General features: G+C 41.5%; 17 protein-coding genes and 1 pseudogene. 13 read left to right on the forward strand and 5 right to left on the reverse strand.

Annotated features, from left to right (window positions below; all coding sequences use genetic code 11):
* Positions 1-7 precede the first annotated feature (7 nt).
* From papB to splB, 8 genes are all read left to right on the forward strand, one after another.
* Positions 8-1,102: a di/tri-peptidase gene (gene papB, locus MKX38_RS07435; RefSeq protein WP_015715797.1), complete on the forward strand. Its 1,095-nt coding sequence runs from the start codon at positions 8-10 to the stop codon at positions 1,100-1,102.
* 281 nt (positions 1,103-1,383) lie between these two features.
* Positions 1,384-2,349, forward strand: coding sequence for a LacI family DNA-binding transcriptional regulator (locus MKX38_RS07440; protein WP_033884224.1), 966 nt, complete (start codon positions 1,384-1,386; stop codon positions 2,347-2,349).
* A gap of 62 nt (positions 2,350-2,411) precedes the next feature.
* The gene (gene glcT / locus MKX38_RS07445; protein ID WP_024571340.1) at positions 2,412-3,278 is read left to right on the forward strand and encodes a ptsGHI operon transcription antiterminator GlcT; all 867 of its coding nucleotides are present in this window, start codon (positions 2,412-2,414) and stop codon (positions 3,276-3,278) included.
* Positions 3,279-3,506: 228 nt separating this feature from the next.
* A complete protein-coding gene (gene ptsG, locus MKX38_RS07450; protein WP_003244661.1) occupies positions 3,507-5,606 on the forward strand; it encodes a PTS glucose transporter subunit IIABC in 2,100 nt (699 codons plus the stop codon).
* 97 nt (positions 5,607-5,703) lie between these two features.
* Positions 5,704-5,970 (forward strand): phosphocarrier protein HPr, encoded by a 267-nt coding sequence (locus tag MKX38_RS07455; RefSeq protein WP_003154654.1) that lies wholly within the window; start codon positions 5,704-5,706, stop codon positions 5,968-5,970.
* Positions 5,970-7,682, forward strand: a complete 1,713-nt coding sequence (ptsP, locus tag MKX38_RS07460) for a phosphoenolpyruvate--protein phosphotransferase (RefSeq protein ID WP_029317726.1) — start codon at positions 5,970-5,972, stop codon at positions 7,680-7,682. Before MKX38_RS07455 ends, ptsP begins: the two co-directional genes overlap by 1 nt.
* A gap of 90 nt (positions 7,683-7,772) precedes the next feature.
* Complete coding sequence (gene splA / locus MKX38_RS07465; RefSeq protein ID WP_003218644.1) at positions 7,773-8,012, forward strand: splAB operon transcriptional regulator SplA; 240 nt, start codon at positions 7,773-7,775, stop codon at positions 8,010-8,012.
* A gap of 77 nt (positions 8,013-8,089) precedes the next feature.
* Positions 8,090-9,118, forward strand: coding sequence for a spore photoproduct lyase (gene splB, locus MKX38_RS07470; RefSeq protein ID WP_021479398.1), 1,029 nt, complete (start codon positions 8,090-8,092; stop codon positions 9,116-9,118).
* Here the strand turns inward: splB and MKX38_RS07475 are convergent.
* A pseudogene (locus MKX38_RS07475) lies at positions 9,111-9,811 on the reverse strand (GNAT family N-acetyltransferase). The gene splB and the pseudogene MKX38_RS07475 overlap by 8 nt on opposite strands.
* Before the next feature lie 134 nt (positions 9,812-9,945).
* Between MKX38_RS07475 and mcpC the strand changes: the two are divergent.
* Both mcpC and MKX38_RS07485 read left to right on the forward strand, forming a co-directional pair.
* Positions 9,946-11,913 carry a methyl-accepting chemotaxis protein McpC gene (mcpC, locus tag MKX38_RS07480; RefSeq protein WP_338733547.1) on the forward strand — a complete coding sequence of 656 codons (1,968 nt, stop codon included), beginning with the start codon at positions 9,946-9,948 and terminating at the stop codon, positions 11,911-11,913.
* 137 nt (positions 11,914-12,050) lie between these two features.
* Complete coding sequence (locus tag MKX38_RS07485) at positions 12,051-12,917, forward strand: NAD(P)-dependent oxidoreductase (protein ID WP_021479395.1); 867 nt, start codon at positions 12,051-12,053, stop codon at positions 12,915-12,917.
* Between the two features lie 38 nt (positions 12,918-12,955).
* On the opposite strand, the gene MKX38_RS07490 is transcribed toward MKX38_RS07485, so the two are convergent.
* Positions 12,956-13,729, reverse strand: a complete 774-nt coding sequence (locus MKX38_RS07490) for a CAP domain-containing protein (RefSeq protein ID WP_003244693.1) — start codon at positions 13,727-13,729, stop codon at positions 12,956-12,958.
* 336 nt (positions 13,730-14,065) lie between these two features.
* On the opposite strand from MKX38_RS07490, the gene MKX38_RS07495 reads away from it, so the two are divergent.
* Together MKX38_RS07495 and kinA are read left to right on the forward strand one after the other, a co-directional pair.
* Entirely contained in the window at positions 14,066-16,189 is a 2,124-nt protein-coding gene (locus MKX38_RS07495) for a penicillin-binding protein 2 (protein ID WP_339189110.1), read from the forward strand.
* Positions 16,190-16,352: 163 nt separating this feature from the next.
* A complete protein-coding gene (gene kinA, locus MKX38_RS07500; protein WP_015252197.1) occupies positions 16,353-18,173 on the forward strand; it encodes a sporulation histidine kinase KinA in 1,821 nt (606 codons plus the stop codon).
* A 9-nt stretch (positions 18,174-18,182) separates the two neighbouring features.
* On the opposite strand, the gene MKX38_RS07505 is transcribed toward kinA, so the two are convergent.
* Together MKX38_RS07505 and MKX38_RS07510 are read right to left on the reverse strand one after the other, a co-directional pair.
* A complete protein-coding gene (locus MKX38_RS07505) occupies positions 18,183-19,364 on the reverse strand; it encodes an aminotransferase A (protein WP_015252196.1) in 1,182 nt (393 codons plus the stop codon).
* 201 nt (positions 19,365-19,565) lie between these two features.
* Positions 19,566-19,727: a hypothetical protein gene (locus MKX38_RS07510; protein WP_003245246.1), complete on the reverse strand. Its 162-nt coding sequence runs from the start codon at positions 19,725-19,727 to the stop codon at positions 19,566-19,568.
* Between the two features lie 203 nt (positions 19,728-19,930).
* Here MKX38_RS07510 and cheV point away from each other — a divergent pair, with 203 nt between their 5' ends.
* Positions 19,931-20,842 (forward strand): chemotaxis protein CheV, encoded by a 912-nt coding sequence (gene cheV, locus MKX38_RS07515; RefSeq protein ID WP_014476655.1) that lies wholly within the window; start codon positions 19,931-19,933, stop codon positions 20,840-20,842.
* A 43-nt stretch (positions 20,843-20,885) separates the two neighbouring features.
* On the opposite strand, the gene MKX38_RS07520 is transcribed toward cheV, so the two are convergent.
* Entirely contained in the window at positions 20,886-21,350 is a 465-nt protein-coding gene (locus tag MKX38_RS07520; protein WP_003232406.1) for a YkyB family protein, read from the reverse strand.
* Positions 21,351-21,387 lie beyond the last annotated feature (37 nt).

Below are 21,387 nucleotides of genomic sequence, written 5' to 3' on the forward strand. Positions count from 1 at the left end.
ACAAGAAGTGAATAGAATACAACGCGTCTCTTCATGGCTGAAGGAAGCGGGGCATACTGCCGCATTTATTCATACAAAAGAAAATGTTTTTTACTTAACCGGTTTTTACACAGAGCCGCATGAAAGATTAATGGGGTTATTTATTTTTCAAGAAGAGGAGCCTTTCTTTGTTTGTCCAGGAATGGAAGCAGGACAGGCCCGCAACGCAGGCTGGAATCATGAAATCATTGGCTATGCGGATCACGAAAATCCGTGGGAGCTGATAGAGAAGGCCTTGAAAAAGCGAAATATAAGCATACATACGCTTGCGGTAGAAAAGGATTCAATCTCGCTATCACGTGCAGAACAGCTGAAGCATGCGACTGGCGGGGCTCAATTTGTTTCAGCAGAAGAAACACTCAATCAATTTCGCCTGATTAAAGATGACAATGAGATTCGTTTGCTGAAAGAGGCGGCAAAGCTTGCAGATTACGGTGTTGAAGTCGGCACAGCCGCTTTGCGTGAAGGCATCAGTGAAGTGGAAGTGCTCGCTCAAATTGAGTATGAGCTGAAGAAAAAAGGAATTCAGGGCATGTCTTTCTCTACAATGGTTTTATTCGGAGAAAAATCTGGCCAGCCTCATGGAAATCCTGGTACAGCCACGTTGAAAAAAGGTGATTTTGTTTTATTTGATCTCGGTGTTATTCTTGATGGCTATTGCTCTGATATTACAAGAACGTTTGCATACAAAACCATCAATCCGAAGCAGGAGGCCATTTACGAGACTGTGCTTCAAGCGGAAAAAGCCGCGATTGAGGCAAGCAAACCCGGTGTGAGAATCGGAGATCTGGATTTAACTGCCCGCGGAATCATTGAAAAAGCGGGATACGGTGATTATTTTCCTCACCGGCTTGGGCATGGACTCGGAATTTCTGTCCATGAGTATCCATCAATGAGCCAGGCCAACGATACACTGCTGCAGGAAGGCATGGTCTACACGATCGAACCGGGGATTTATGTGCCTGAGATCGGCGGCGTGCGCATTGAGGATGACGTTCACGTAACAAAGGACGGAGCAGTTGCTCTGACCCAATATCCAAAGGAATTAATCATACTGCCGTAATAGAAATAAAAAAGGACTTTGTTCTCGACATCGTCCTTTTTTATCTGCATTAAATAAAAAAATCATCAAATGTTCGAAAGGGTTTAATTTCATGTTTTTGGTTGAGAGGTTTTACAGCAAGACAGCTGCCACCGAGAACAGTGAGACATAACCCAATTAAAATGAAGAAACCCATGTGATCTTCTCCTTTCAGCTTAAAACACAAAAAGATATCTGGTACGTCCATATCATATTGTATGAAACGCATTCCAGATCAAGGGGATTTAGAAAGAAGGGAATCTATGGCTAATATTAAAGACATTGCAGAAAAAGCCGGTGTCTCTGTTACAACGGTTTCCCGAGTCATAAACAATCATCCATACGTCAGTGAAGACAAACGAAAAAGAGTGTTTGAGGCAATGGAATCATTGGAGTACACGAGAAATATTCACGCTGTACATTTGTCGAAAGGATTTTCAAACATGATTGGTGTTGTCTTGCCGACGGTTAATCTGCCATATTTTGCAGAGCTGATTGCAGGAATAGCCGACGCAGCCGCGGAATCCGGGGTTCACCTCTCTTTATTCCAAACAAACTATGAGGTACAAAAAGAAATCTTTGCGCTGTCCCAATTAAAGCAGCGCCAGGTTGACGGCCTGATTTTTTGCTCAAAGGCGCTTGCTGATGAGAAACTCATGGAATGGGAGGGCCCGATTTTGCTTTGCCAGAATTCAGATAATGCCCGCTTCCCAACCATCAGCATTCCTCACCAAGAAGCATTTCGGAACGGCTTGGACTATTTAATTGCCAAAGGGCACAAAAAAATAGCCATCTGTTTGGCAAGAAAAAAAGGCATGAACAGCCATTTTCGAATCAAAGCCTATAAAGAGGCATTGGAAGAGATCGGTGAGGCATTTCGTGAAGGCTGGGTAGTTGAGAAAGCGATTACAATCAATGATGGGAAGGCGCTTTTTCATAAATGGAAAACGTGGAAGGAAAAGCCGACGGCTATTTTTGTTGCCAATGACCAAGTCTCAGCAGGGCTTTTTCTTGAAGCAAAGAACCAGCGGGTGTCAGTACCGGATGAGCTTGCAATTTTAAGCGTTGATAACCACGAAATCAGCCAAGCGCTTGGAATCACAACGATCGATATTCAGACAAGGGAAATGGGAAAGCAGGCATTTGCCATACTGGAAAAAAGAATTCAAGGGCAGCCGATTGAAAGGAAAGTTCTGGATTACCGTCTCATCGAAAGATCGACTGTTTAGTGAATGCATTGAAAAAAGGTTTGACGTGCATTCCGTTCGTTATGTACGATATGAGGTATTGAATGACAAAGGAGCTGAGGATCGTGAATGGGTCCTTCACAGTGAAAAAGGTACTGAATAATAACGTATTAATTGCTTCTCATCATAAATACAGCGAAGTCGTTTTAATCGGAAAAGGTATTGGTTTCGGAAAAAAACAAGATGATGTCATTGAAGATAAAGGCTACGATAAAATGTTCATTTTAAAAGACGAGAAGGAACAAAAACAGTTTAAAAAGCTCCTTGACTATGTTGATGAAAACCTCGTTGATATTTCAAACGATGTCATCTATCACATAAGCAATAGGACTAATCACTCATTAAATGAACATATTCACATTGCGTTGACAGACCATATCGCATTTGCGATCAAAAGGCAGCAGCAGGGCTTTGATATGAAAAATCCATTTTTAATGGAGACTCAGTCACTATATCCTGAGGAGTACCAAATTGCCAAAGAAGTCATAGATATGATCAATGAAAAAGCGGGAATCTGCCTTCCGGAAGGGGAGATTGGTTTTATCGCTCTGCATATCCATTCAGCGTTGACAAACCGTCCGCTGTCCGAGGTCAATCAGCACTCTCAGCTCATGGCGCAGCTTGTCGAGGTGATTGAAGACTCATTTCAAATGAAAGTAAATAAGGAAAGTGTCAACTATTTGCGGCTGATCAGGCATATCAGATTTACAATAGAAAGAATTAAAAAAGAAGAACCGACTAAAGAACCAGAAAAATTAATGTTGTTATTGAAAAATGAATATCCGCTATGCTACAATACAGCTTGGAAATTGATTAAAATCTTGCAGCAAACATTGAAGAAACCAGTTCATGAGGCGGAAGCGGTTTATCTGACGCTTCATCTGTACCGATTAACCAATAAAATTTCATAAATTCAGTTTATCCTTATAACGTGTTACTGATTCGATCAGGCATGAGTGATTGAGGGAAAAAAACGGGAAGTTCATTCTCGTTCTTTTGCGCACCCAATTTTGCTCATGCCTTTTTGTTGTGTAAAAGGGCAAATGTAAACGGTTAAACTGGAAGACTTACGCCTGTGAATTCGTTGTCATGATTTTTAGCTGTAAGGTCAGACTAGTAAAAAGAGGAGGTCAATTCTTATGTTTAAAGCATTATTCGGCGTTCTTCAAAAAATTGGGCGTGCGCTTATGCTTCCAGTTGCGATCCTTCCGGCTGCGGGTATTTTGCTTGCGATCGGGAATGCGATGCAAAATAAGGACATGATTCAGGTCCTGCATTTCTTGAGCAATGACAATGTTCAGCTTGTAGCAGGTGTGATGGAAAGCGCTGGGCAGATTGTTTTCGATAACCTTCCGCTTCTTTTCGCAGTAGGTGTAGCCATCGGGCTTGCCAATGGTGATGGAGTTGCAGGGATTGCAGCAATTATCGGTTATCTTGTAATGAATGTATCCATGAGTGCGGTTCTTCTTGCAAACGGAACCATTCCTTCGGATTCAGTTGAAAGAGCCAAGTTCTTTACGGAAAACCATCCTGCATATGTAAACATGCTTGGTATACCTACCTTGGCGACAGGGGTGTTCGGCGGTATTATCGTCGGTGTGTTAGCTGCATTATTGTTTAACAGATTTTACACAATTGAACTGCCGCAATACCTTGGTTTCTTTGCGGGTAAACGTTTCGTTCCAATTGTTACGTCAATTTCTGCACTGATTCTGGGTCTTATTATGTTAGTGATCTGGCCTCCGATCCAGCATGGATTGAATGCCTTTTCAACAGGATTAGTGGAAGCGAATCCAACCCTTGCTGCATTTATCTTCGGGGTGATTGAACGTTCGCTTATCCCATTCGGATTGCACCACATTTTCTATTCGCCGTTCTGGTATGAATTCTTCAGCTATAAGAGTGCAGCAGGAGAAATCATCCGCGGGGATCAGCGTATCTTTATGGCGCAGATTAAAGACGGCGTACAGTTAACGGCAGGTACGTTCATGACAGGTAAATATCCATTTATGATGTTCGGTCTGCCTGCTGCGGCGCTTGCCATTTATCATGAAGCAAAACCGCAAAACAAAAAACTCGTTGCAGGTATTATGGGTTCAGCGGCCTTGACATCCTTCTTAACGGGGATCACAGAGCCATTGGAATTTTCTTTCTTATTCGTTGCTCCAGTCCTGTTTGCGATTCACTGTTTGTTTGCGGGACTTTCATTCATGGTCATGCAGCTGTTGAATGTTAAGATTGGTATGACATTCTCCGGTGGTTTAATTGACTACTTCCTATTCGGTATTTTACCGAACCGGACGGCATGGTGGCTTGTCATCCCTGTCGGCTTAGGGTTAGCTGTCATTTACTACTTCGGATTCCGATTTGCCATCCGCAAATTTAATCTGAAAACACCTGGACGCGAGGATGCTGCGGAAGAAACAGCAGCACCTGGGAAAACAGGTGAAGCAGGGGATCTTCCTTATGAGATTCTGCAGGCAATGGGTGACCAGGAAAACATCAAACACCTTGATGCTTGTATCACTCGTCTGCGTGTGACTGTAAACGATCAGAAAAAGGTTGATAAAGACCGTCTGAAACAGCTTGGCGCTTCCGGAGTGCTGGAAGTCGGCAACAACATTCAGGCTATTTTCGGACCGCGTTCTGACGGGTTAAAAACGCAAATGCAAGACATTATTGCGGGACGCAAGCCTAGACCTGAACCGAAAACATCTGCTCAAGAGGAAGTAGGCCAGCAGGTTGAGGAAGTGATTGCAGAACCGCTGCAAAATGAAATCGGCGAGGAAGTTTTCGTTTCTCCGATTACCGGGGAAATTCACCCGATTACGGATGTTCCTGACCAAGTCTTCTCAGGAAAAATGATGGGTGACGGTTTTGCGATTCTCCCTTCTGAAGGAATTGTCGTATCACCGGTTCGCGGAAAAATTCTCAATGTGTTCCCGACGAAACATGCGATCGGCCTGCAATCCGACGGCGGAAGAGAAATTTTAATCCACTTTGGTATTGATACCGTCAGCCTGAAGGGCGAAGGATTTACGTCTTTCGTATCAGAAGGAGACCGCGTTGAGCCTGGACAAAAACTTCTTGAAGTTGATCTGGATGCAGTCAAACCGAATGTACCATCTCTCATGACACCGATTGTATTTACAAACCTTGCTGAAGGAGAAACAGTCAGCATTAAAGCAAGCGGTTCAGTCAACAGAGAACAAGAAGATATTGTGAAGATTGAAAAATAAGGGTGTTAGTACGCCGTGCTTGTCAGATGACAAGTACGGTTGTATGATATAATATTGTGAAGTAATTAAGCTTTAAGTTAAAAGGAGAATGATAAAAATGGCACAAAAAACATTTAAAGTAACTGCAGATTCTGGAATCCATGCTCGTCCTGCGACAGTTCTTGTACAAACTGCTAGCAAATACGACGCTGACGTTAATTTAGAATATAACGGCAAAACAGTTAACCTTAAATCTATTATGGGTGTTATGTCTTTAGGTATCGCTAAAGGCGCTGAGATCACAATCTCTGCTTCCGGAGCTGACGAAAACGATGCTCTTAACGCTTTAGAAGAAACAATGAAAAGCGAAGGACTCGGCGAGTAATGCAAGAATTAAAAGGGATTGGTGCTTCAGCCGGCATCGCGATTGCAAAAGCATACCGGCTTGAAGAGCCAGATTTAACGGTTGAAAAGAAAAACATCTCTGATTCTGAAGCGGAAGTAAGCCGTTTTGATGAAGCGATTGCACGTTCAAAAGAAGAGCTCGAAAAAATCAAAGAGCACGCTTTGAAAGAACTGGGTCAGGATAAAGCTGATATTTTTTCTGCTCACCTTTTAGTTCTCAGTGACCCTGAGCTTCTGAACCCTGTGAAAGAAAAAATCAGCACTGATTCAGTGAACGCTGAATTCGCTTTAAAAGAAACGTCTTCTATGTTCGTTACCATGTTTGAATCTATGGACAACGAATATATGAAAGAGCGTGCGGCAGATATCCGCGATGTAACAAAACGCGTAACCGGCCACCTGCTTGGCGTCGAAATTCCAAACCCAAGCATGATCTCAGAAGAGGTTATTATTGTAGCTGAAGACTTAACACCGTCTGACACAGCTCAATTAAACCGTGAGTTCGTAAAAGGATTCACTACTGATATCGGCGGACGCACATCTCACTCTGCCATCATGGCACGTTCTCTTGAGATTCCAGCAGTTGTTGGAACGAAAGCGGCTACAGGCACGATCCAAAACGGCGTGACTGTTATCGTTGACGGTATCAATGGCGATGTCATTATTGACCCATCTGCGGAAACTTTAAAAGAGTATGAAGAAAAACATAATGCTTATTTGGCTCAAAAAGCTGAGTGGGCGAAGCTTGTCAATGAACCGACTGTCTCAAAAGATGGACATCATGTAGAGCTTGCAGCGAACATCGGTACTCCTGATGATGTAAAAGGTGTTCTTGAAAACGGCGGAGAAGCAGTTGGCCTTTACCGTACAGAATTCCTTTACATGGGAAGAGATCAGCTGCCTACAGAAGATGAGCAGTTTGATGCTTACAAAACGGTTCTTGAGCGTATGGAAGGAAAATCAGTCGTCGTGCGGACACTTGATATCGGCGGAGACAAAGAGCTTCCTTACCTGCAGCTTCCTAAAGAAATGAACCCGTTCCTGGGATATAGAGCGATTCGTCTTTGCCTTGAAGAGCAAGAAATCTTCAGAACACAGCTTCGCGCGCTGCTTCGTGCAAGTACATACGGAAACTTGAAAATCATGTTCCCTATGATTGCGACAGTTAACGAATTCAAAGAAGCAAAAGCGATCCTTCTTGAAGAGAAAGAAAAGCTCGTAAAAGCGGGACAGGCTGTATCTGACGATATTGAAGTCGGAATGATGGTTGAGATTCCGTCAACTGCAGTCATCGCTGATCAGTTTGCTAAAGAGGTTGATTTCTTCAGTATCGGAACAAACGATTTGATCCAATACACAATGGCAGCTGACCGTATGAATGAACGTGTATCTTACCTGTATCAGCCATACAACCCGGCAATCCTTCGCTTAATTACACTCGTAATTGAAGCAGCACACAAAGAAGGAAAATGGGTTGGCATGTGCGGAGAAATGGCAGGAGACGAGATTGCGATTCCAATCCTTCTCGGCTTAGGCTTAGATGAGTTCTCAATGAGCGCAACGTCTATTCTTCCGGCAAGAACACAGATCAGCAAATTGTCTAAACAAGAAGCTGAGTCATTCAAAGAGAAAATCTTATCTATGAGCACGACAGAAGAAGTTGTCGCGTTCGTAAAAGAAACATTCAAGTAATGTACAAAAACCAGACGGCCTCCGGCCTGTCTGGTTTTTTTCATAAGTAAGGGTATAGAAGGACACAATAACATGGCTAGGAGGGATAGTATGTCAAACCAATTTAACGCAGGAGATACTGTTTATGTGATCTACAGAAATCCGCACGCCGCCAATGTAGCCCACATAAAGGAAGCCGAAATTGTGCACCATCCATACCATGAAGGCGAGCTTTCCCTGTTTATTTATGAAACCTATCATCCGTTCGCAGAGGACGATGCTGTGTTTGCAAGCTATGAAGAAGCTAAATCGCTTTACAAAGAACTCTTTGATATTGATCCGTATGAGTAACAAGGAAATCATTACAACTCATATCCTTTCCGCCTAGTGAGAAAAGTAACGTTAGTAAAGGAAAAGGATGTGGCATCATGCAGAACCCATTTGTTCCGCAGCTTGTATATATAGAACCGAGGGCGCTGGAATACCCACTAGGCCAAGAATTACAAGAAAAATTTGAGAATATGGGCATTGAAATCAGAGAAACAACATCCCACAATCAGGTGCGTAATATTCCTGGGAAAAATCATCTTCAGCAATATCGCAATGCGAAATCAACTTTAGTTATCGGTGTCCGGAAAACATTAAAGTTTGATTCATCCAAACCCTCGGCTGAATATGCCATTCCGTTTGCAACAGGCTGTATGGGGCATTGTCATTACTGCTACCTGCAAACAACCATGGGATCAAAGCCGTATATCAGAACTTATGTAAACGTCGAAGAGATTTTGGATCAGGCAGATAAGTATATGAAGGAGCGCGCACCAGAGTTCACAAGGTTCGAAGCATCATGTACGTCAGACATTGTAGGAATTGATCATCTGACACACACGCTGAAGCGCGCCATTGAACATTTTGGCCAAAGTGATCTCGGAAAGCTCCGATTTGTAACGAAATTTCATCATGTCGATCACCTATTAGACGCAAAGCATAACGGGAAAACGAGATTCAGATTCAGTATTAATGCCGACTATGTGATTAAAAACTTTGAGCCGGGAACTTCACCTCTTGATAAGCGGATAGAGGCGGCAGTAAAAGTTGCAAAAGCAGGCTACCCGCTAGGCTTTATTGTTGCTCCGATTTATATTCATGAAGGCTGGGAAGAAGGATACAGACATCTGTTTGAAAAGCTTGATGCTGCTTTGCCGCAGGATGTTAGACATGACATAACGTTTGAATTAATTCAACACCGTTTTACAAAACCGGCCAAACGAGTGATAGAGAAAAATTATCCGAAGACGAAGCTCGAATTAGATGAAGAAAAGCGCCGTTATAAATGGGGCCGTTACGGGATCGGAAAATATATTTACCAGAAAGATGAAGAGCATACACTTCGAGAAGCACTTGAATCCTATATTGATACCTTTTTCCCTAACGCGAAAATTGAATATTTCACTTAAACGGGCTGTTGTGATCAACAGCTCTCTTTTTATAAAAAGGATTTTTCCATTCCATCAAAACGCCGTAATTCAATGATGCTTTATCCTCCAAATAATTGCTGACTACACGAATAGGTGAACGCCCGCAACGGAGGAGAAAGGACAGCACAGGGTCGTTTTTCCTGCCTTCCATCACATCTTCAACGTACTGAACAGCGCTGATCTCGTGTGCGTATTTATGATACAAAGGAATGCGGCCGCCGCCGAGAAGGCGTTCCAGTCTTTTATCAACAGTCAGCTCATACATCGTATTCATCAGCCATTTTCCGATTCCAAGCTTTCGATAATGAGGAGAAACAGAAATATCCACTACATATAAAGTATTTCCATGAGGTTCATGATTTTTAATCGATCCGTTGTCAGTTGCTTGTGCCCATGTATGATCAGGAGAATCAGGCTCAAATTGTACAATAAGAGCAGTCATGGAACCGATAATTCTGCCATTGATGAGCGCGCATAAAGCGCCTTCCGGAAAGGTTTTGATATGGCTGGCAAGCTGGTCCTCTGACCACAGCAATTCCTGGGGAAACGGAGGAGGGAAACATTCTTCTTGAAGAGAAATCAGCCTCTCGATGTCAGTCTCAGTGTAGTTTCTAAGGTCAGAGCCTCAAATTTTCTGCCGTCATGCACATACATTTGTTTTAGTATGATCATCACTCTCCTTATGTTGTTTCATTATAACGAAGATTGAATTTTCAGTAAATATATTCCGATTTTCTTATAATTTATTTTTTGATTATTCATTTTTCAAACGAAAGGGCCGATATAGAAATTAGGAGGGGATTGGTTTGTTTAAAAAACTTCACATGAAGATTGCTGTTTTTGTTTCGATTATGTTAATCATCACAGTTGTTCTTTTAATGCTGTCTTCTTATTTGACGCTAAAACCGATGATTACAGAGGATGGGAAAAATACAACTCAAAACGTGACGCAGTCACTTGAACAAAATATTGAATTGCAATTAAAGAGTTATGCCATTTCGTTATCAAGATTGGCTAATGGGGAATTAACGCATACATTTGTAACGAAACCAAGTAAAGAAGCTGCTCGGCTGTTTCACGATGACATTAAGCAAATCAAAGACAACGATGATTATGTTGCGATGGCTTACATAGGCACCGCAAAAAAAGAAATGTTTACATATCCAAAAGCGGATTTCGCTGAGGATTACGATCCAACATCAAGACCATGGTATAAGCTTGCAGCTGAAACCCCGGATCAAGTTGTTTGGACGGAACCTTATAAAGATGTCGTGACAGGAGACATGATTGTTACTGCATCGAAAGCGATCTTAGACGGGCAAAAAGTGATAGGGGTTGCCAGCTATGACTTGAAACTCTCTGCTATCCAGAGTATGGTCAATAAACAAAAGGTGCCTTACAAAGGATTTGCCTTTTTAGCTGATGCGAGCGGCAATCTTTTAGCCCATCCGTCAAATCAAGGAAAAAATATATCAAAGGATCAAACACTGCAAACCATCGCATCCGAGAAACAAGGGATACAAGATGTGAATGGGAAAATGGTTGTGTACCAAACGATTGGCGAAACGGGCTGGAAGGTCGGAACGCAGTTTGATACCGATCAATTAATGTGGATTTCAGATAAAATGAATCGGGCAAATCTTTGGATATCATTGATTGCGCTTATCATAACAATTATTCTCAGCTACTTCCTGGCCAAAACGATAACCGGTCCGATACAGCAGCTGATCGTAAAAACGAAAGCTGTTTCCGCAGGCGATTTAACAGTGCGCGCGGAATCAAAATCTAAGGATGAAGTCGGTATTTTAACAAGAGATTTCAATCTGATGGTTGAAAATATGAAGGAAATGGTTGAGCAAGTGAGACTCTCTTCAGGGAAAGTATCTGACACCTCTGAACAACTAACGGCTGTCGCTGCCGAAACTAATGAAACAAGCGGACAAATTGCAAAAGCGATTGAAGAAGTAGCCGCAGGGGCATCGGAACAGGCTTCTGAAGTTGAAACCATTAATGAAAAATCGGAAAGCCTGTCAACGAAAATCAGGCAAATCGCTGAGGAGGCAGGCGGAATTAAAGAACGCTCAAAATCGTCCGAGGATGCAAGCTATAAAGGACTTGACGCGCTCGGCCAGCTGCTGATGAAATCAAACGAAGCCAATATGGAAACGAAAAAGGTTGAAACGATGCTGCTGGATTTGGAAAATCAAACTAAGAATATTGAAGAAGTTGTTACAGCGATTTCAAACATATCTGATCAAACCAACTTGCTTGCCTTAAATGCCAGTATTGAGGCAGCCAGAGCCGGAGAAAGCGGGCGCGGTTTTGCCGTCGTAGCCGATGAAGTGCGGAAGTTAGCTGAGCAATCAGCCCTTTCTACAAAGCATATCAGCGAGACTGTGAAGCTTATCCAGCTTGAGACAAAAGAGGCCTCTCACGCAATGGTTGAGGCAAGCAGAATGAATGATGAACAAAATAGTGCCATTCACGAAACTGGAGAGGTATTAAATACGATAACTGCAGAAATGCAGTCACTGGTACAAGGTATTGATCACATTTACGCGGAAATTCAAAGAATGAGTGAAGAACAGCTTGCGATATCTGAAGCTATTCAAAGCATTTCAGCCATATCACAGGAATCAGCTGCCGCAGCAGAGGAAGTGAACGCATCAACCGATGAACAGCTTGTCACCCTTGATAAAGTCAAACACTCAACGGAAACACTAAAACATGCAAGCCAAGAGCTTATGAACACAATTGCAAAATTCACATTGTAATCCAATTACATCCCCAAACATCATTTGTTTTGGGGTTTTTTTGTTTTATAAGATGAATAGATATGGTAGTCTAGAAAATGAAGGAAAAATGATAAATTTTAACTAAAATCTAAACGAAACATCTGGGAGGAATGACCTTGAAAAAAACAATTGGTTTTATCGGTCTTGGAGTGATGGGAAAGAGCATGGCATCACATATTCTGAATGACGGCCACCCTGTTTTGGTGTACACCCGGACAAAAGAAAAAGCAGAAAGCATACTTCAAAAAGGCGCGATCTGGAAAGATACGGTCAAAGATCTTTCGAAAGAAGCGGATGTTATCATCACAATGGTCGGCTATCCCAGTGATGTTGAGGAAGTGTATTTTGAAAGCAATGGAATTATTGAAAACGCAAAAGAAGGCGCATATCTTATTGATATGACGACATCTAAGCCTTCGCTTGCGAAGAAGATTGCTGAAGCGGCCAAAGAAAAAGCATTGTTCGCTTTAGACGCTCCTGTTTCCGGTGGAGACGTCGGTGCACAAAACGGAACACTCGCGATTATGGTCGGTGGAGAAAAAGAAGCTTTTGAAGCCTGCATGCCGATTTTCTCTTTAATGGGAGAGAATATTCAGTATCAAGGACCGGCTGGAAGCGGACAGCATACCAAGATGTGCAATCAGATTGCAATTGCAGCCGGTATGATCGGTGTTGCTGAAGCGATGGCTTATGCCCAAAAATCAGGCCTAGAGCCGGAAAATGTTCTGAAAAGCATCACAACGGGCGCAGCCGGAAGCTGGTCATTGTCAAATCTTGCTCCCCGTATGCTGCAAGGCAACTTTGAACCGGGTTTTTATGTGAAGCATTTTATTAAGGATATGGGAATTGCACTAGAGGAAGCAGAATTAATGGGGGAAGAAATGCCAGGCTTGTCGCTCGCAAAATCCTTATATGACAAGCTAGCTGCTCAAGGTGAAGAAAACAGCGGAACACAGAGTATATATAAGCTTTGGGTGAAATAAAAAAAGATTGCCTGTACGAAACAGGCAATCTTTTTTTATTATTTTCCGATGAATTGTTGTGTCCAGATGCTTCCAGACTCAACGTAGCCAACACCGATGTGAGTAAAGTTAGGGTTTAGAATGTTTTTTCTGTGTCCTTCACTGTTCATCCAAGCTTTTACTACTTCTTCAGGTGTCTTTTGGCCCTTCGCAATGTTTTCACCTGCTGTTTTGTAGCTGATTCCGAAAGATTTCATCATATCAAACGGTGAGCCGTAAGTTGGGCTTTGGTGATCAAAATAGTTTTTGTCTTTCATATCCTGAGATTTTGCGCGTGCGGATTTGCTTAACGTTTCATCAATTTGAAGCGGTTTTAAGCCTTGTTTTTGTCTTTCTGCATTTGTAAGTTCAACAACTTTTTTCTCATATGCACTTACAGATGAAGGTGCAGATGTTGTTGTGTTTGTTTTTTCAGCAGTTGCGGGTGCTTTAGAAGCAGTGTTTTGATCAGCAGCTGCTTTTTCAGTAGTCTTTTGTGCAGGTTTTGCCGTTTCTGTCTTTTGAACATCCTGAACTTTCACGTTAGATTGCTTCGCATGTTTTTGAAGAAGCTGCTTCATCTCTTTTTCGTTTGCAGCGTTTAACGTTTTGATATTTGTGTTAATATGCAGCTTTTTCACTGCATCGTTAAGTGACATGTTTTGTACTGTGTTCCCCGTTTTTACTGTAACCACAGGCTGGCAGGAGAGTTCTTTCGCTGATGCTTGCTGTACGCCCCCGAATGTGAATAATCCAACCGCAGCGGCAGCAGATAAAATAAATGCTTTCTTCATTAGTTCGTAACCTCCTAGAGTTGTTTGTTTCTACAGAAAAATCATAACATAGCTTTTTTGTCATAAAGGTTCCAGCACTTTCCTTTGACAAATAGAGATTGTCATTTTCGTAAAGTAAATCCGTTGAATCACTAAGAATAAGGGAATCAGCGGTATATATGATTTTATCGTACCGTTACATAGCTTCCTTTTTTTTGAACTGTTAGTTATATTTTAATGTGTTTTTATATTGACAGCTTTTTTTACTCCTTTTCGCTGTAACAACTATTACAAAGGTGTTACAATTAATCTCAGTATATGTAAATATATTGAATGATTTGAGAGGGGTAACCAGAAGTGACTGAAATAGGACGTGAACCAAAGAAAAAGAGCAAAGGAAACAGAGCAATCAGAATGAACCTTTTTTTCCTAGCTGTCTTTGTTCTATTCACTGCATTAATTTTTAAGCTCGGGGTTGTTCAAATTGTTGAAGGCGAACAGCATGAAGAAGACGCTGAGAAATCAAATGCAAAAACAGCTTACTATCCTGCGCCTCGCGGGAAGATGTACGACAGAAACCAGAAAGTTGCTGTCGACAACCAGAGCGTTCCAGAAATTGTGTATGTATCAACATCTAGCACAAAAACAGAAGATAAAATCAAAACAGCGAAGCGGCTTGCTTCTTTCATTCATATTGATACTGAATTTTTGAAGGAAAGGGATCTTCGTGATTACTGGATCGCAGCTCATCCGAAAAAAACCGCCGCTCTGCTTAAGGAATCAGAAAGCAATCTGAAAGGAGACCAGGCTTACAAGCTTCAAATAGAGCGTGTTCCGGATCAAGAATTAAAGGCTATTCAGCAAGATGACGAAGAAATGGAAACTGCTGCGATATATACAAGGTTTTCAAGCGGAAATGCTTACGAACCTCAAATCGTAAAGGCAATGAATCCAAATAAGAGCAATAGCAATGGAAAAAACGGAGCGCTGCTTGATGAGAAGAAAAACTCCTCGCAAAGACCAAAAAATGACTTAACATATGATGAAATTTCCATTGTTTCTGAGCATTTAGAAGAACTTCCGGGAATCGATATCGTAAACGATTGGACACGAAAATATCCTTATGACAAAACCCTTTATTCTGTTTTCGGGGGCGTCACGACACCTGATCAGGGCCTGCTGAGCGACCGGAAAGATTTCTACTTAACAAGAGGCTATGCGAATAATGACAGGGTGGGAAAAAGTTATTTAGAGTATCAATATGAAGAATATTTAAATTCGCACAAAGAAAAAGTGGAATACGTAGAAGATAATAAAGGAAATGTCGTCAGCCAAAAAACCATTGATAAGGGCAGCAGGGGATACGATCTTCAGCTTTCTTTTGACATGGAGCTTCAGGCAAAGGTAGAAAAGATTATTGAAGAAGAAGTAAGAAACAGCCGTGCACGCGGAAATTACATGCTTGACAGAGCCTTTGCCGTAATGATGGACCCGAATAACGGCGATATTTTATCAATGGCAGGGAAAAAGATAGATTTAAAAACCAACAAAATTGAAGATTATGCGATAGGGGCATTTACCACCCAATATGAAATGGGATCAGCAGTAAAGGGGGCCACCGTGCTAGCCGGCTATCAGGACGGGATCCCGCATTATAAATATTTTGTTGACATGCCACTGTATTTTGCAGGAAACGGTAATAAGCCTAAGAAGTCCTATATGAATATGGGAACTATTAATGAATTAACGGCATTGCAAAAAAGCTCAAACGTATACATGTTTAATGTCGCCATGCACATTGCCGGTGTCACATACAAGCCGCATGGACCTCTTCCTGCTGACCAGAAGGATTTAAACAAAATGAGAAATTACTACAGCCAATTTGGCCTGGGAGTAAAGACAGGTATCGATCTGCCGCAGGAATCAGCCGGTATGCAAACTACACCTGATGCGGTAGGGGGGTTAATTTTAGACTTGGCCATTGGACAATACGATACATATACACCGCTTCAAATGGCTCAGTACATCTCATCAATTGCCAATGGGGGGTACCGCATTCAGCCAAGAATTGTTACAAGTGTTCATGAGCCCAGCAAAAAAGAAGGCCTTGGGAAGACCATTGAACAAAGAAAGCCAAACATTCTCAACAAAATTAACAACTCAGAAAGTGACATTCAGCAGGTGAAGACTGGAATGAAGCTAGTTACCACTTCGGGAACAGCTAGAAATACGTTTGCAGAGGATGTTTCCGGAAAAACAGGAACTGCTCAAACATTTTATTACGGAACAAATCGTAATTGGTGGGGAAAAAGCACGTACAATCTAACATTTGTCGGCTATTATCCGTCAAAAAATCCAAAAGTGGCTTTCAGTGTTGTTGTTCCTTCTGTAGCGAACGACCACGACCCGATCAACAAACTCATTGCCAAAAGAGCTATCCACGCCTACGCAGAGCTCGAAAAAAAACACAGTAAAAAATAAAAAACAGGGTGCACAACGAAAAGATTGTGTGCCCTTTCTTTTATTCAAAAATTGACGTTCACCATAAGAATAGAAGGAGAATACTCATTTTCTAGCGAATCATACTAGGTAAAAGTCAATCTGTATATGTCGAAACACGATGATCATGCAAAGGAGGGATTCTGTGGAACAGGATACGCAGCATGTTAAACCACTTCAAACAAAAACCGATATTCATGCAGTCTTGGCCTCTAATGGACGCATCATTTATATATCTGCCAACTCCAAACTGCATTTGGGCTATCTCCAAGGAGAGATGATCGGATCATTCCTCAAAACGTTTCTGCATGAGGAAGACCAATTTTTGGTTGAAAGCTATTTTTATAATGAACATCATCTGATGCCGTGCACCTTTCGTTTTATTAAAAAAGATCATACGATTGTGTGGGTGGAGGCTGCGGTAGAAATTGTTACGACAAGAGCTGAGCGGACAGAACGGGAAATCATTTTGAAAATGAAGGTTCTTGAAGAAGAAACAGGCCATCAATCCCTAAACTGCGAAAAACATGAAATCGAACCTGCAAGCCCGGAATCGACTACATATATAACGGATGATTATGAACGGTTGGTTGAAAATCTCCCGAGTCCGCTATGCATCAGTGTCAAAGGCAAGATCGTCTATGTAAACAGCGCGATGCTCTCAATGCTGGGAGCAAAAAGCAAGGATGCTATTATTGGTAAATGGTCCTATGAATTTATTGAAGAAGAATATCATGATATCGTGAAAAACAGGATTATACGAATGCAAAAAGGAATGGAAGTCGGAATGATTGAACAGACGTGGAAAAGGCTTGATGGCACACCTGTTCATTTAGAAGTGAAAGCATCCCCGACCGTCTACAAAAACCAGCAGGCTGAGCTGCTGCTGCTGATCGATATCTCTTCAAGGAAGAAATTCCAAACCATCCTGCAAAAAAGCCGTGAACGATATCAGCTGCTGATTCAAAATTCCATTGATACCATTGCGGTGATTCACAATGGAAAATGGGTATTTATGAATGAGTCTGGAATTTCCCTGTTTGAAGCGGCTACATATGAGGATTTAATTGGCAAAAACATATACGATCAGCTGCATCCTTGCGATCACGAGGATGTAAAAGAGAGAATCCAAAACATTGCCGAGCAAAAAACAGAATCTGAAATTGTCAAGCAATCCTGGTTCACCTTTCAGAACAGGGTCATCTATACGGAGATGGTCTGCATTCCGACGACCTTTTTTGGTGAAGCGGCCGTCCAGGTCATTCTTCGGGACATCTCAGAGAGAAAACAAACAGAAGAATTGATGCTGAAATCGGAAAAATTATCAATCGCAGGGCAGCTCGCGGCGGGAATCGCCCATGAGATCCGCAACCCTCTTACAGCGATCAAAGGATTTTTACAGCTGATGAAACCGACAATGGAAGGCAACGAACATTACTTTGATATTGTGTTTTCTGAACTCAGTCGTATCGAATTAATACTCAGTGAACTGCTCATGCTGGCGAAACCTCAGCAAAATGCTGTCAAAGAATATTTGAACTTGAAAAAATTAATTGGTGAGGTTTCAGCCCTGTTAGAAACGCAGGCGAATTTAAATGGCATTTTTATCAGAACAAGTTATGAAAAAGACAGCATTTATATAAACGGGGATCAAAACCAATTAAAGCAGGTATTCATTAATTTAATCAAAAATGCAGTTGAATCAATGCCTGATGGGGGAACAGTAGACATTATCATAACCGAAGATGAGCATTCTGTTCATGTTACTGTCAAAGACGAAGGGGAAGGTATACCTGAAAAGGTACTAAACCGGATTGGAGAGCCATTTTTAACAACAAAAGAAAAAGGTACGGGGCTTGGATTAATGGTGACATTTAATATCATTGAAAACCATCAGGGAGTTATACATGTGGACAGCCATCCTGAAAAAGGCACAGCGTTTAAAATTTCATTTCCAAAAAAATAAAACAACGGCTTAAACGCCGTTGTTTATCGTCTGCATTGCTTCACGTTTTTTTAATACAAATAATTCTAAACGGTCCAGGCCTTCTCTCAGTGTGTCCAGCGAGTACGCAAAAGACAATCTTACATATCCTTCACCATATGATGAGAACGAGCTACCCGGCACGAGTGCCACGCCAGCGTCTTCCAAAAGAGCCATACTAAAATCAAATGAAGTCATTCCAAATGATTTAATAGAAGGGAAGATATAAAACGCACCGGACGGTTTAACTACGTCAAGTCCCATGGAAACAAGACGGTCATAAACATAGTCGAGACGTTTTTTGTATTGTTCTCTCATAATCAATGCGTCGTCAAAGCCGTTTGTGACAGCTTCAAGCGCGGCTTTTTGAGAAATGGATGAGGCACATGACACATTGTATTGATGAACCTTTAAAATGTGCTTTGCAATGTCTTTCGGTGCAAATAAAAATCCAATTCTCCAACCAGTCATGCTGTGGGATTTTGACAAGCCGTTAATGACAATTGTTTGATCCCGCAAATGGTTTGCGATGGAGTAATGCGGTCTGTCATATGTTAATTCACTGTATATTTCATCGGACAATACGAAGACATTTCTGCCTTTTAAAAGGGCTGCGATGCTTTTCAGTTCTTCTTCAGATAAAGTCACGCCGGTAGGGTTTGACGGATAAGGAAGCACGACACACTTGGTGTTGGGTGTCAGAGCATCTTCAATCAGCCGGGCGGTAAGCTTAAAGCCGTGTGACGTAGTATCAACAATGACAGGCTTGGCCCCGCACAAATTGATAATAGGTTCATAGCCCGGATAAATAGGCCCTGGCATAATGACTTCATCACCGGGAGATAAAATCGTCCGGAATGCAGCATCAATGGCTTGGCTTGCGCCTGTTGTGATGATAATTTCAGATTCAGCATCATAGTTGAAATCCGCTTTTTTCTTCATATAAAGCTGCACAGCTTGTCTCAGCTCCAGGTAGCCGGCATTCGGAGTATATGACGTCACGTTTTCATCAATGGCTTTTTTTGCGGCAGCTTTCACATGATGCGGTGTGAAAAAATCAGGCTGGCCGATTGTAAGTGAAATGACGTCTTCGTGTTGGGCTACAAGATTCGAGAATTTGCGTATTCCTGAAATTTCGATCTCTCTTGCTTTCGGATTCAGCAAATGTTCCATAATTCATCACCTTAACAAATATAATGAGTTTATCCTATTTTACCACTAGCTGATCATTTGTCACCTTTTTAACTGATATATTTCGATTGTATGCGCCTTTTTTCTAAACATACCTTTCTTTTCAGAAAAAAAGAAGACAACCAGCGATTTGATTGTCTTTATTGTATCATGTTCTATTATTGTTTATATGTGCCAATTTCATTAATAGCCATAATCAAAATGAAGGTCTTCGTGCCAAATCAGATACGGAGGATGCTCTTCTTGAAGGTCAGCTGATTCTTTCTTCATATTCAGGTAAGTTTCTTCACTGATATCCTCTAAAACAGTCATTTCGTTTTCTTTAAATATTACTAAGGTACCCATTATTTACACCCTTCTTTGGAAAAATCCTTGACTATTTTATCACTGTTAGTTGGAAAGTCAATGGTTATTAGGAAAAAAGTTTCTTTTTTGAGGAACGCGGCTTGTTGCCTTCGGAATTCGATTTTGAAGAGCTGCCATTCACTTTTTACAAATTACGCCGATATATACAGTACAATACTGAATGCGAATAGCGAGGGATTGAATTGTCGTTACAACAATACGAAATTTTATTGGATTCTGGTACAAATGAATTAGAAATTGTGAAGTTTGGCGTGGGTGAAAATGCTTTCGGAATTAACGTCATGAAGGTAAGAGAAATTATTCAGCCTGTCGAGGTGACATCAGTGCCTCACTCCCATCAGCATGTAGAAGGAATGATTAAACTCAGAGGAGAAATCCTCCCTGTGATCAGTCTCTTCTCATTTTTTGGAGTAGAGCCTGAAGGATCAAAAGATGAGAAATATATCGTGACTGAATTTAATAAACGGAAAATTGTTTTTCATGTCGGCTCTGTTTCTCAAATTCACAGAGTATCCTGGGAAGCGATTGAAAAGCCGACATCGTTAAATCAAGGAATGGAGCGGCACCTTACCGGGATTATTAAGCTCGAAGACCTGATGATCTTTTTGCCTGACTATGAAAAAATTATTTATGACATTGAATCAGATTCAGGTGTTGACACGTATAATATGCATACCGAGGGCTTCGATGAAAGAAGAACTGATAAAAAGCTAATCATTGTAGAGGACTCACCGCTTTTGATGCGCCTCTTGCAGGATGAACTAAAAGAAGCAGGGTACAACAATATCGCTTCGTTTGAAAATGGAAAAGAGGCATATGAATACATTATGAACCTTGCTGAAAACGAAACTGATTTATCAGAACAGATTGATATGATCATCACTGATATTGAAATGCCAAAAATGGACGGACACAGGCTCACAAAGCTGCTGAAGGAAAATCCGAAAAGCTCAGATGTGCCGGTTATGATTTTCTCATCGTTAATTACGGATGATCTGCGTCACCGCGGCGAAGTTGTAGGCGCAGATGAGCAAATCAGCAAGCCTGAGATTAGTGATTTGATTAAAAAAGTGGATACGTATGTTATTGAATAAATAAAAACAGCCGTTGCCAGAAAGAGGCACGGCTGTTTTTATTTTAAAAGTAACTCTCGCCAAGTTTTTTAAAGACCGGTTTATGGTAAGCTGGCTGCTGGCGATTTGGCACTAGCGGCTTTTCTTTCATGCCGACATATTCTTGCAATAGGTGTTTCGCTTTTGTTAAAGACATTTGAGCTTTAGGATTTCGGTACGATTGATTAAGTGTACCTAAATGCGGAAGATGTTCGAAGTCTTCTTTAGTTGGAGGCATGTGAAAATAGTAGTCTCCGATTGAGATAAGCACGTCCGATTGCTGTTGGCTGAACCTTGGATTTTTTGAAAAATGAAGCCCTATTTTCTTTCCTTTACCTTCTTTGACAAGCTTTTGCAAAGCCCGTTTTTTCAGCAGATATAGGTATTTAGGGTTGGGGGCGGTTTTTGCATGGCGGTTCACAGTGTAAACTGCTTTTGAAAGATTTTCTACGGTTGGCTGCAGATCTTTCGTATATGCATGGTCGTCCATTATTTCTCTCCTTTGCTCTTATCAATTTCTATATGTT

The organism is Bacillus sp. FSL M8-0025 (genome assembly GCF_037975475.1).
Taxonomy (GTDB): Bacteria; Bacillota; Bacilli; order Bacillales; family Bacillaceae; genus Bacillus; species Bacillus subtilis.